We start from the raw sequence: 11,849 nt of genomic DNA on the forward strand, positions 1-11,849 counted from the left end.
AAAGACAATCCAACTCCTAAAATATAACCAATACAAGATGAAGTTTCTTTAATATTATTCTCTATCGATTGCCCTATTACAGAATCTTTACCCTCCTTTCTTATAGCTACTTTCTGAATAATCATAAAAGCCATACTACTCATAAATAATATAAAACCGTAAAGCGCAACAGGTAATGGAGAATGATAATTTTCGCTCATCCAACCTGTAGAAACAGGCAGTAATGATAACCAAAATAATAAGAGTAAATTACTCCACAAGACTGCACCGTTTACTTTTTCGATTGCTTGAAAAAGATGATGGTGATTGTTCCAATAAATACCAACGTACACAAAACTTATAAAGTAGTTCAAAAACTTAGGAATATAAGGTTTCAAACTCATTAAATCATCACCAATTGGTACTTTAAGGTCTAATACCATAATGGTAATAATGATAGCCAATACGCCATCACTAAAGGCTTCTAATCGATTGGTAGTCATGTTTTTTATTTTCTATTTTAAATTAATTGATAAATGTAAGGAATTATCTACGAATAACCTTCAATCACAAATTTTGTATCAATTTTTTTAAGCGTAATATGAACGAAAATCTAAACTCTCATTTAATTTTTTTGTCAAAAAGAGAGTGGATTTTTCCTCTAATTTTTTATATACTTTTTTATTTAAACTCTACTAACACCTTTTAACCTATAGACTATTTAGATTAAGTGTTATTAATTCTAAAAAAGAAAGCCAATTCATTATAAATCAGCTCTTGTGTTTTACTAAATATTTAATCTAAAATCTACTCTACCTCCATTTATCCATTTCAAAACGGACAGAAAAAATATTTGAATATAAGCCGATTCCACTATTTCCGAAATTTGTTAGAGCATAATCAATCGAAATACCTTTGTATTTGAAACCTACACCGACATTTGGTTGAATTTGAGTTTTCTGTTTTCCATCAAATTGCTCTATTTTCTGCAAATTATTCAATCCTCCACGTACAAAGACCATATCATCATACGCTAATTCCATTCCAACTTGTGGAAAAATAGAAAATCCTTTTCCAGAAATAGCTGCATTTGTTTGTGAAAACTCAACATTTACATCAATTTCTCCAAGCAAAGAAACTCTGTCATTAAAATCAAAACGTTTACCAACTCCAAATTGTAATTTTGGCATCGTCAACTCAATATTTTCTTCTGGCAATTCATTCAAAATTACTGGTTCACCAGTATTACTTGGCTCATCAACAGAAATTTCTTTTACTTTATCTTTATTGATGCTCCATGCATTAAAAGTTGTTGTAATATCACGTGCCATCACACCAAAAAACATTTTATTTTCGGTACGATATTGCAAACCTAAATCAAGTCCGAAACCAAATCCTTGTGCAAATTTACCAATATGGCGGTAAACGACTTTTGCATTGGCACCAAACTGAATATCTTTGTTATTAAATACATTACCCGCGTAAGACATGGTTAAAGCATAATCTGCTGTAGAAAATTTAGATATTTTATCGTAGTTTATATTTCCTTGATTGTCAATCAATTCTGTCGTGTTCAAAATATCATCAACACCAAAACGCATCAACGAAAATGCAATTGTAGAATTACTCTCTCTAAGTGGAATTGCAACCGCTGCATAATCAAATTTCGCAATCGACTGAAAATATTCTGCGTGCATTGCAGATGCTTCCCAGTCATACGTTATTTCCGTTAATCCAGCAGGATTCCAATAAGCCGCATTTGCATTACCAATATTCGCTACAACGGCATTACCCATAGCAAAAGAGCGTGCATCTGCACCAATATTAAGGAATTCGTTCGAGTATTTTCGAGCGGTTTGAGAAAACGCAAATTGACTTGCGATAATAGAGAATGTTAGAAATATTTTTTTCAAAACAGGTTGATTTCAATAATTAAAACTCAAAAATAGTGGTTTTATTGTGTCTAAAAAATGATTCAGATGAATAATTGTTTGTATTTTTGTTCCGAAAAATTCATTTATGAAATTATTTACAATACCTAATTATTTAACACTCCTTAATCTTTCGTGTGGTGTATTATCAGCGATTTTCATGATTTCGAGTAATGCACAAATCACAACTACCACAGTTACAATTGTAATGGTTTTGATGTTGATTTCCCTTGTTGCCGATTTCTTGGACGGAATGGTTGCACGTTTAATGAATATTGGTAGCCCGATTGGAAAAGAATTAGATTCGTTGGCCGATTGTATTTCGTTTGGTGTTGTTCCTGGATTGATGGTTTTCTCGATGTTTAACCATTTATCAACTGATTTTATTTATGAAAATGAGAATCTTAAAATTGCTGCAATTTCATTATTTGCATTCTTAATTCCTGCTTTTTCGGCATTAAGATTAGCAAAATTTAATTTAGATGAAGATCAAGCGACTTATTTCAAAGGTTTAGCAACTCCATCTAATACATTATTTATTTTCTCTATTTTCTCTATTTATTACAACAAAGGACAAATTATTAGTCCAGAAATTGACCCTTATCTACTTATTGCAATTTCTGTAATATTTAGTGTTTTATTAATCATAGATTTACCATTATTTGCCTTAAAATTTAAAGGATTGAGTTGGGCAGAAAATTATTATAAATACATTTTCTTAATCATTACATTAGCATTAGTTGCATGGCTACAAGTCGCTGCAATTCCACTAATTATTGTATTATACATTATAACCTCAATCATTTTCAGAAAAGAAATTACAAAATGAAATTAACTAAAAATATATGTTTCTTTGATTTAGAAACAACAGGAATTAATGTCTCTAAAGACCGTATTGTAGAAATTGCAATTGTGAAGGCTTTTACAGACGGAACAAAAGAAGTGAAATCGTGGAAAGTAAATCCTGGAGTTCCAATTCCGCCAGAAACAACTTTGATTCACGGAATTTCTGACGAAGATGTAAAAGACGCGCCTTCTTTCAAGGAATTAGCGCCAACAATTATGGAAATGATTAAGGATTCTGATTTAGCAGGTTTCAATTCTAATCGTTTTGATATTCCTCTTTTAGCGGAAGAATTATTACGTAATGGATTTGATTTTGATTTATCAAAACATCGTCCAATTGATGCGCAAGTTATTTATCATAAAATGGAACCTCGAAATCTTGGTGCTGCGTATAAATATTATTGCGGAAAGGATTTAATTGACGCACATTCGGCTGAAGCAGATACTTTGGCGACTTATGAAGTGTTGATGGCGCAAATAGAAAAATATGATGAGTTAGAAAATGACAACAAATTTTTGAGTGAATTTTCTTCTCAACGTAAAACGATTGATTTAGCTGGATTTATTCAACAAGATGAAAAAGGAAACGCGATTATCTCTTTTGGTAAATATAAAGGACAAGTTGTTTCGGATGTTTTTGCAAAAGATCCTGGTTATTATACTTGGTTGCAAAACGCTGATTTTCCTTTGTATACAAAGAAAATTTTCACTAAAATAAAATTATCAAACGGATTTTAAATTATGAAAATTATTTGTGTAGGGCGTAATTACGCCGAACATGCCAAAGAATTAAATAATCCAATTCCAGATTCGCCGATGTTTTTTATGAAACCTGATTCGGCAATTTTGCGAAAAGGTTTTCCGTTTGTGATACCAACTTTTACAAAAGAAGTTCATTTTGAAACTGAAATTGTGATTAAAATAGATCGTGTTGGAAAAATGATTCAACCACAATTTGCAGATCGTTATTTTTCTGAAATTGGCTTAGGAATTGACTTTACAGCGCGCGATGTACAGCAAGAATTGAAAGAAAAACGTTTTCCTTGGGAGATTGCCAAAGCTTTTGATGGTTCTGCTTTTGCTTCAGAATTCTTTCCGAAAGAGAAATTTGATTTGGATAATCTTGATTTTAAATTGGATAGAAATGGAGAAAATGTACAAACTGGAAATACAAAAGATATGATTTTTCATATCAACACCTTGATTGCGGAATGTTCTAAATATTTTACCTTGAAAAAAGGAGATTTAATTTTTACAGGAACGCCTGCGGGAGTTTCAAAAATTAATTCGAAAGATACTTTAGAAGGTTTTCTAAATGATGAAAAAGTATTCGAAATAAAAGTATTATAAAACGAAAAGCGTTACAATTGTAACGCTTTTTTTGTCAATTTTGCTTAATAATAGCAGTATCACTTTTCAATTCTATTTCAATATTTTTATAGGAAGAACGTCCATTCTCTATATATCCAAAGTTTGAATTTAAAGTATCTCCGTTCACTTGCAATATAAAATTAGCTTCTCCTCTATTTTTTGAATTAAGATTAAATTCACGCGTTAAACTTTTATTAATATCTAAACTTCTAATCTGAATTGAATCTTTGTTAGTATAAGAAGTAGTTAGTATAATATCTTCAATTTTGTTTGGTGAATGATTAATAAATGTAAAATTTATTTTATTTTGACTATTGCAACTTAACAAAATAAAACAAAAAAGAAATAAGCTATTTTTAAAAATAGTTTTCATAATCATTATTTTAAATCTCTAATATAACTTGCATTAATCAAATTAAAATCATCAACAATTGTATTGGCTTTATCGAGATTTTGTTTCTTAGAATTTTCACTTTTATAGCCCAAACAATAGATGTTTGCACGGAAAGCAGCCTCTACTCCATTTGTAGAATCCTCTATTACAATACATTCAGCATGTTCTGATTTGGCTAAATCTGCGGCATGAAGAAAAATTGCAGGATCTGGTTTTGAATTCGGAAAACTCTCGCCCGATATTTTATGAGAAAAATATTGATTCAATTCAAATCGATTAAAAACACGATCAATTGTCGATTTTGAAGCCGAAGAAGCTAAAATTAATTCAATATTATTTTGGTACAAATCTTTGATTAAATTCTCTACTCCATCTATCAAACACAAATCTGGTTTTGTATCAAAAGCTTCATTAAAAATTGCTCGTTTTCGTAAAACCAACTCATTTACATCTTCTTTCAACTCAAATTTATCCTTCAAAATTTGATATACATTTTTGGTAGATTGCCCTGTAAATGTTGAAAATAACTCTTCTGTAACTGGAATATTTAACTCTTTATAATGTTCAAAATAAGCGTATTTGTGCACAGGTTCTGTATCTACAATAACGCCGTCCATGTCAAAAATTACAGTTTTAATCATATTTATATGTAAATCAATATTTTATATTAATAGTTTTAAGTGTTTTATTTAATTTGCAATATTATTGCAATATTTGATGTTTTTTAATAAATACAAAACGTCCAGAAATCTCTTTCCGAACGCTGAACAAATATAAGAATATTTCTTATTTATATTCTAATTTTTAAAAAATCAAAACGTTCTTAAAAGTAAATACTTAATAACCGAATGACTGAAATAATATAAATAAATTTGATAATATGTATTCTTAGAAGAGAATTAGTAATAGGTAAAAAGCACAGAAGGACATTGATGCCCCTCTGTGCTTTTAATAATATAAACCTCATCAGTTTTCGGGGAACAAAAAAGCCACCCTTTTCAGAGTGGCAAACTATTTAGAATAAAAGTTGTTGACTAAGTAAATTCTAAAGTAGTTAATTCTTTACCTAACTCGTGTATTTTAGTTTCTATTTTTTCAACTGTTTCTTTTCTTGGTTTTTTAACACCATTCAAATAATGACTTAATTGAGCTTGATTAATACCTGTTAATCTTTCTAATCCTGCTAATGTAAATATTTTACTATAATATTGCAAAAAAGATGCTACATCTTGCTTAAATATAAATTCAGCTTCAACAAAATCAATTCCTTTTTTTGAATGAAAATTTTTCATTTCAATATAAGAATTATTAAAATCATTTATAGCCTCTTCAACAGTTTTACCATTTGCTGAAATACCATAATTTAAGGTTTTGTCGTCTAAATCAATATACACGCCGAATGTTCCATCATTACCGCGCTCTATGTATGCATTTACTTTATTTTTCATAATTTTTTTTTAATTTGATAAAAAGCAGGGTTTTACAACCCTGCATCTTTTAAAATAGCTTTCAACGTTCCGTTTTTAACCTCTTGGCTTTTGTGATGACTTGTTTGAAAATATTTTTTCGTTTTTGGACTAAACCACAATGGATGTCCGTTCATCGTTTCGCCAGTGTCGTAACACTTTGCCTTTTTGAGCTTCCGCTCTAATTCCGAATACTTCATAGAACTCTTTTACTTAATCAACACTTCAAAGGTATTAATATTAATACTATTTACCAAACTTTTTTACAATTATTTTTAAAATATTTTCACGAAATCCCCTAAAGCTGGATGAGGTTTTTATATAAAAAAGTGGTCAAATTCGACCACTTTAAAATTAAAACCTCAAAATATTTATACTTATACCAGCACCGAGATATGGTGAAAATCTTTCGTTAGAAATCCCATAACCAGCTTGTATCCCTAAACCAAATCGCTTAGGCTTTGGTTTGATGTTTATAATTTTCTCCTGGTAATTAATAATCTCATTAGTTAGGTAAATAATCGAATCCTTTTTGAAGATAATAGTATCTTGGTTGTTAATTTGCTCTTTGAGGTTTGAAACTATTTCGGCACAAATTGCAGTATCATAAATAATTTCCTTTTCTTTTTTCTTTAAATAATTAACGCGATCACGATAACGAATAACCTCTTTTTCTTTACCTTCAATCGTTTTTGTAATAGTTCGAATACTATCTTTATAAACAATTTTATCTTTATAAACTGTTTTAACCTTCTCGTCTTTTCGACCTATAAAATAAAATATTGCTCCTACTGCGATTACAGCAAGTAAGTAACCAAATAATTTTCTGTGTTTTGTTATAAATTTCATATTAAAACCACTTTTCATATTGCATAGTTTTGTTTATTCTATCTTGAAGTCCATTAGTCCCGCCATTAACTTTTTTAGTCAATTTTAAAACATCTGTGATATTCCATAGATTGTTTTTATCGAAAAAGAAAATAGCAGATTCGATATAAAAGTCTTTCCAAACTAAATCAGGATTCAGCATGATTTCATTTGACTTACATAAACCCTTTGAAACTAACCAATTCTCGAACGCTTTATAATTGTCACGTCCCGTTAATTGAAGCGCTCCACGCCCACGAAAGTAATATCCGTCATTTGGGTTTTTGTTTCCCATCCGTCCACCGTATACTAAGTTTCCTAACTTCTCTGGGCTTCGTTCATATTCCTTAGCTTTTGCGTAAGTTGGAAAATACTTAGGAAATACTTCTTGTAATCGACTTGCGGTATAATTCAAGTTTTCTTCTTTCAAAGTCATATTTGCCGATTCATGGCAAACCTGCCCAAAAAATTGAGCAGGATGTTTAATATTGAAAACTTCAACTATTTTTTTTGCTGTGATTGGTCCAAACTTTCCGTCGGCTACCAATCCATATTTTTTTTGAAAATCTACTAGCATTACAGTATCTCTTTTTGACGTTTTAATTTATTCACTTCAACTTTTCGTTGTTCTTCTTGACTAAAGCTATACATTGGATTAGACTTTAATTGTAAGGTTAAAAGTCGATGAAACGGAATAATAAATACTTTTGAAAATGTTGAAGTCTTATCAATTGCAATAGCATTTTCGAGTATAGATGTTAATTCAATATATACCATTAGTACAATTACTCCATTTTGCAACCAATTAGAATAATCTTTAAAGAATTGATTTGACTGATCAAATCGCATAAGATTGAGAATAACGATGACAACAATAATAGCTGAGCAGTATTGAATGATTTTCTTAACTGTTTTCCGAAAGGCTTCTGAGCTTCGATTTACTTTCAAAAACTTAGCTTTCATAAAGCCAGTCATAAAGTCAATTGCCATTAAAAAAGTAAGTGCAATAAATAATATCCAATCAGGATAAATAAAAATTTGATTCATTAATACATTGTTAAGTAAGGCGCTAACAATGTTTTGTAAAACTAAATCAACGAAGTGGGGTTTTTGTAGTGTTTTTTAGAAAGATAAGAGTGAGATAATGTATAAACTAATAAATATTAATTTACTTTTGCAATAATCAACAGTCCTATGTCAAAAAAGAGAAATTCTAAATTTGGAAGTAATTCCATTACTGCCACAGATGTTATAATTGTAACAGCTATATTGATTGCAATACTCTTTTTAGTTTTTAAATCTTTATGAAAATTTGTTTTTCAGTTTTAAAAATGGTTTTTCTAAATAATTAAAAGAAAGATGTGAAAATAATAAAGTTAAACTAAGAGACACAGGATAGATTAATAATTCAAGATTAAAATAAATTGAAAGCTTAATTGCAATTACTATCGCAATTGATTGGTACATATAAATTCCGTAAGAAATACCTCCTAAGTAATTAAACATCTTATTTTCTAAAATAACCTCCAAAGCTTTATTTGTAGCTAAATTCAAAATAATTATTGCGAATAAAATAGCGTAAATTTCGTAATGAAAGAATCCAAAATTAACACCGAAGATCATCAATATAATGACTATTAAAGTTGATAAATAAAACACATAATTATTATTAATGCAATTTAAAACCTTTGATTTTTTAAAACTTAAAATAGCTGTCAGACCACCTATCGCCATACAATCTATATTAAAAGTATTCCAGAAATCTAACAAATTAATTCCGAAAAGATTTTTAGGATTGATTGTTAAGTAATATTTTACTCCGATATATCCTATTATAACAGAAAGCATTAATAACATTTTGTTTTTACGAAACAAGATAAATAACAATGGCCAGATTAAATAGAATTGCTCTTCCGTACCAATTGACCACGCTTGAGAAGCGTATGGTACTACTCCAAAATTAGACAAGACCAAATTAGGAAGCATGAAAATGTATAACAGAAAGGTTTTTACAGAAATCACTTCATTTTGAATATTATCAATTGATAAGACGCTTATGTAAGGAAATACAAAATAAGATAGAAAAATTATAAAATAATACAATGGCCAAATTTTTAAAACACGCCTAAAATAGAATCTTTTTACGTTTATTTTATTCGTGTTTTTTTCTTCATTTAAAAGTAAATAAGTAATTAAAAACCCACTTAAAACAAAAAATAATACAACGCCTAATTTTCCTATAACATTGAAAAAAGGAACATTCCAAAAACTATCAAGATTGAAAGAATTCTTAATCTGCTCTGTATGATGAATTAATACCAATAGAGCTGCTATAGCTCGCAATGCGTTAAGATTAGGAAAATGTAAAAATTTGCTCATATAATGTATATGAGCAAATATATAAATTATTTAACATTAGTTACCTTCACACTTGCATCTAAACCAGTGTTAATAGTTCTCGAAGAAGTCTTATTAGTTACATTATTTATCCAAATATTTCTCGCCATAGCTTCAACGCGACAAACTTCACCAAAACCAAAACTAGCATTTGAAGCGATAATATTATTTGCTGAAATATTCGTAATATCTCCTACAGATGCTGGAGGCGTGATATTTCCTTCATAACTGCCTTCTACTGTAAAACAACATAAACCCGCACGTCCGAGGTTGTAAGATATAAGACCGTTTACTGAGACATTAGAAACTTTCGGACCGTCAACGACCATCACACGACATAGTACTGAGCGCGAATTTCCGCTAATATTTTTTATATCAATATTAGATGTATCTTGAAAACTTATAGGTTTTTCCTTTACCTCTAAAATATTAGGAGGCGTCGGGTATATGTACTGGTAATGAGGAAAATTTACATTCCTTTTTGATACATAACCTACAAAAACAGCATCATCAAACAAGTCATTAAATACATTTTCAACAATACCGCCGTTACATCCTATTATATCTACACCATCCCCATTACGTACACGAGAAAGTAAATCTAAATCGTGAATCCAAAGATTTGAGGAGTTAAAAATTGGGATCATCCAACATTTTGGTTTTCGTAGTGAAAATCCACCTATTTCAAGACCATCAACGTTGCACATCAAAATAGATAGAGTTCGCCAACCGTACTCGTCACCTACCCAATCTTCTTCTGTATTAGTAAACGGTCGGTTAGCGCGATATGGAATATCAGAGCCTTCAATTAGCGTATGTTCTTCACCAGCTCCTAAAATGATTATATTTTTATTTTTAGACGTTCGACCTGTCCCTGTCATATAATCAGTAGAATGGAGAGCTGCGCCTTGAATTGTTCCAATACCTTTATTTCTTATTATTGTATCAACCACATAATTCTTTGAAAATTTAATATTAATTCCTTTCTCAATAACCAAAGCCGTATCATCTCCTATCAGTAAACTGCTTTCAATATTCCAAGTTGTAGAGCCACTTAAATGGTCTTTACCTAGAATCAAAGTAATTGATTTTCTTTCTGCAAAATCTAAAGCTTGTTGCAGCCTTTGCTGTTGTGTACCTGTTACAAATGATTCCGAAACATTCACTTTATTATTTCCTAAGAAATTACGCCAAGACAAGTCGTATTTATGACTTTTCGGCACTTTCGAAGTTATAGATGATAAATATTCATCTAAAGTTAAAGGCTCGTCAATAAAAAATAATTCTGGTAAAATAGCATTACCTCCTGAATCAGCTAAATTTTGCCAAGATAAATAAATTTCCTTCGCTCCATTAGGTATGGAAAAAGTTTTATCAATCATTTTAGAAGTAGTGAGAATTGGATGTAAGGAGATACTAAACGTATCGTCTGACATTTTAAAAGCAACGCAACTGTATCCTTCTGTTCCAGGATTCCAATTATTACCTATTGCGGCTTGATTTCCTTTGAAACGAAAAGAAACCGCATTTGAAGTGATTGGAATAATAGTTGATCTAAATAGAAATCTACTACCAGTAAATAAAAACCCATTTTTATCATATATCCCCAAATTAGTATAAACTAATTTAATTTCTTTTTCACCATTTAATGAATCTAACGCAGCTGTTTTTTTATCAATATATTCTTTTACAGCATTTTCTTCTGATGTTCCACTTTTTTGAAGAAATAGTGTAGTTTTTGGTATTTGATTTAAAGCAACATCAGTGTTATTCCAATTAACATAAATATGAGTTGTATTAGCTGGTAATGCAACTTTCTTTTCAAAAATTGTTTGATTGTTACCCGCTACATCACTTTCAATTAGTACTATTTTATTTCCTGAAGAAGTAACAGCTATCAAGCAAGGGTGTGAATTAATCCCTGCAGCGAGAACCTGAGGGCGATAGCCTTTAAAGTTTACATAATTATATGCTTTATCAAGTATTATTTTCTTATACTTATAACCCTTATCACTAATTGAAATTTCATCAGATTTCATCAAACCAACTATCGAACCACTCATATCAGCATCTACAACTTCGTCATAATCAGCCGTTAAAAATCCGCTTAACATTGTAGCTAATGGCGCTACAGCACTGTTTGAAATTGCATTTTTGGATTCTGAATCAAATTCCGTGTCGGTTGTTACAGCGAAATCACGGATGAACTCATCTACTTTCTTTTCATTGTTATTAACTTTCGTTTCAATTGCAGTTAAATCTTGCATTGGGATTTGAACTTTTGTCAAAACCTTCCAAGTTGCAACTGTTTTATTGAATCTATACTGCCAACCATTTGGAACTGTTACTCCAAAAGCATACGTTCCAGCTTCTGATGCATAGTAATTTCCATCAGGAAGCGAGTTTAATTCTGGTAGCTTTTGAGAAGGCGAAATACTTCCTAAAGTACCTTCGCGCACATCTTCTAAAAGTTCATTTACCTGAGCTTTATTATAAACTTTATTTTCTTTCCCTGTATCAACGTAAGCTGTATTCGCTAAAGGCGAAGTATCGTTGATATTGATTGTAACTTGTCTATTTTCCATTATTATTTTATTA

At 30.2% G+C, this 11,849-nt stretch carries 14 protein-coding genes; 3 read left to right on the forward strand and 11 right to left on the reverse strand.

Annotated elements, in window-relative coordinates:
• Both RSC72_RS10810 and RSC72_RS10815 read right to left on the reverse strand, forming a co-directional pair.
• Positions 1–482 (reverse strand): TMEM175 family protein (locus RSC72_RS10810; protein WP_332578495.1); only part of this gene is annotated, 482 nt, incomplete at its 3' end.
• 309 nt (positions 483–791) lie between these two features.
• Positions 792–1,892: a PorV/PorQ family protein gene (locus RSC72_RS10815; RefSeq protein WP_332566432.1), complete on the reverse strand. Its 1,101-nt coding sequence runs from the start codon at positions 1,890–1,892 to the stop codon at positions 792–794.
• Between the two features lie 106 nt (positions 1,893–1,998).
• On the opposite strand from RSC72_RS10815, the gene RSC72_RS10820 reads away from it, so the two are divergent.
• Genes RSC72_RS10820 through RSC72_RS10830 form a run of 3 tightly spaced genes read left to right on the forward strand, consistent with a single transcriptional unit; the run spans position 1,999 to position 4,106 of the window.
• On the forward strand, positions 1,999–2,739 hold the full coding sequence (locus tag RSC72_RS10820; protein WP_332566433.1) for a CDP-alcohol phosphatidyltransferase family protein: 741 nt from the start codon (positions 1,999–2,001) through the stop codon (positions 2,737–2,739).
• On the forward strand, positions 2,736–3,494 hold the full coding sequence (locus RSC72_RS10825) for a 3'-5' exonuclease (protein ID WP_332546960.1): 759 nt from the start codon (positions 2,736–2,738) through the stop codon (positions 3,492–3,494). The genes RSC72_RS10820 and RSC72_RS10825 overlap by 4 nt, the downstream gene beginning before the upstream one ends.
• Before the next feature lie 3 nt (positions 3,495–3,497).
• Positions 3,498–4,106, forward strand: a complete 609-nt coding sequence (locus tag RSC72_RS10830; RefSeq protein ID WP_332546962.1) for a fumarylacetoacetate hydrolase family protein — start codon at positions 3,498–3,500, stop codon at positions 4,104–4,106.
• Positions 4,107–4,140: 34 nt separating this feature from the next.
• Here the strand turns inward: RSC72_RS10830 and RSC72_RS10835 are convergent, their stop codons facing one another.
• The 9 genes from RSC72_RS10835 to RSC72_RS10875 form a co-directional block, all read right to left on the reverse strand.
• Entirely contained in the window at positions 4,141–4,500 is a 360-nt protein-coding gene (locus RSC72_RS10835) for a hypothetical protein (RefSeq protein WP_332546963.1), read from the reverse strand.
• 5 nt (positions 4,501–4,505) lie between these two features.
• On the reverse strand, positions 4,506–5,162 hold the full coding sequence (locus RSC72_RS10840; RefSeq protein WP_332546965.1) for an HAD family hydrolase: 657 nt from the start codon (positions 5,160–5,162) through the stop codon (positions 4,506–4,508).
• 393 nt (positions 5,163–5,555) lie between these two features.
• Entirely contained in the window at positions 5,556–5,969 is a 414-nt protein-coding gene (locus RSC72_RS10845; RefSeq protein ID WP_332546967.1) for a helix-turn-helix domain-containing protein, read from the reverse strand.
• A 32-nt stretch (positions 5,970–6,001) separates the two neighbouring features.
• A complete protein-coding gene (locus RSC72_RS10850) occupies positions 6,002–6,187 on the reverse strand; it encodes a type II toxin-antitoxin system HicA family toxin (RefSeq protein WP_332546969.1) in 186 nt (61 codons plus the stop codon).
• A 154-nt stretch (positions 6,188–6,341) separates the two neighbouring features.
• Positions 6,342–6,854 (reverse strand): DUF6808 domain-containing protein, encoded by a 513-nt coding sequence (locus tag RSC72_RS10855; protein ID WP_332578496.1) that lies wholly within the window; start codon positions 6,852–6,854, stop codon positions 6,342–6,344.
• Positions 6,838–7,431 carry a glycoside hydrolase family 19 protein gene (locus tag RSC72_RS10860; RefSeq protein WP_332544573.1) on the reverse strand — a complete coding sequence of 198 codons (594 nt, stop codon included), beginning with the start codon at positions 7,429–7,431 and terminating at the stop codon, positions 6,838–6,840. The genes RSC72_RS10855 and RSC72_RS10860 overlap by 17 nt, the downstream gene beginning before the upstream one ends.
• Positions 7,431–7,901, reverse strand: coding sequence for a phage holin family protein (locus tag RSC72_RS10865; protein WP_332544574.1), 471 nt, complete (start codon positions 7,899–7,901; stop codon positions 7,431–7,433). Before RSC72_RS10865 ends, RSC72_RS10860 begins: the two co-directional genes overlap by 1 nt.
• 255 nt (positions 7,902–8,156) lie before the next feature.
• The gene (locus RSC72_RS10870; RefSeq protein ID WP_332544576.1) at positions 8,157–9,233 is read right to left on the reverse strand and encodes an acyltransferase family protein; all 1,077 of its coding nucleotides are present in this window, start codon (positions 9,231–9,233) and stop codon (positions 8,157–8,159) included.
• A gap of 26 nt (positions 9,234–9,259) precedes the next feature.
• On the reverse strand, positions 9,260–11,836 hold the full coding sequence (locus tag RSC72_RS10875; RefSeq protein WP_332565963.1) for a hypothetical protein: 2,577 nt from the start codon (positions 11,834–11,836) through the stop codon (positions 9,260–9,262).
• Between the last annotated feature and the right edge of the window lie 13 nt (positions 11,837–11,849).

The organism is Algoriella sp. (assembly GCF_036647415.1).
In the GTDB taxonomy this organism is placed as follows: Bacteria; Bacteroidota; Bacteroidia; order Flavobacteriales; family Weeksellaceae; genus Empedobacter.

Bases quoted from the DNA above. Each gene is read 5' to 3' on its own strand.
- RSC72_RS10820 (WP_332566433.1), top strand. From the start codon at position 1,999: ATGAAATTATTTACAATACCTAATTATTTAACACTCCTTAATCTTTCG.
- RSC72_RS10825 (WP_332546960.1), top strand. From the start codon at position 2,736: ATGAAATTAACTAAAAATATATGTTTCTTTGATTTAGAAACAACAGGA.
- RSC72_RS10830 (WP_332546962.1), top strand. From the start codon at position 3,498: ATGAAAATTATTTGTGTAGGGCGTAATTACGCCGAACATGCCAAAGAA.
- RSC72_RS10835 (WP_332546963.1), bottom strand. From the start codon at position 4,500: ATGAAAACTATTTTTAAAAATAGCTTATTTCTTTTTTGTTTTATTTTG.
- RSC72_RS10840 (WP_332546965.1), bottom strand. From the start codon at position 5,162: ATGATTAAAACTGTAATTTTTGACATGGACGGCGTTATTGTAGATACA.
- RSC72_RS10845 (WP_332546967.1), bottom strand. From the start codon at position 5,969: ATGAAAAATAAAGTAAATGCATACATAGAGCGCGGTAATGATGGAACA.
- RSC72_RS10850 (WP_332546969.1), bottom strand. From the start codon at position 6,187: ATGAAGTATTCGGAATTAGAGCGGAAGCTCAAAAAGGCAAAGTGTTAC.
- RSC72_RS10855 (WP_332578496.1), bottom strand. From the start codon at position 6,854: ATGAAAAGTGGTTTTAATATGAAATTTATAACAAAACACAGAAAATTA.
- RSC72_RS10860 (WP_332544573.1), bottom strand. From the start codon at position 7,431: ATGCTAGTAGATTTTCAAAAAAAATATGGATTGGTAGCCGACGGAAAG.
- RSC72_RS10865 (WP_332544574.1), bottom strand. From the start codon at position 7,901: ATGAATCAAATTTTTATTTATCCTGATTGGATATTATTTATTGCACTT.
- RSC72_RS10870 (WP_332544576.1), bottom strand. From the start codon at position 9,233: ATGAGCAAATTTTTACATTTTCCTAATCTTAACGCATTGCGAGCTATA.
- RSC72_RS10875 (WP_332565963.1), bottom strand. From the start codon at position 11,836: ATGGAAAATAGACAAGTTACAATCAATATCAACGATACTTCGCCTTTA.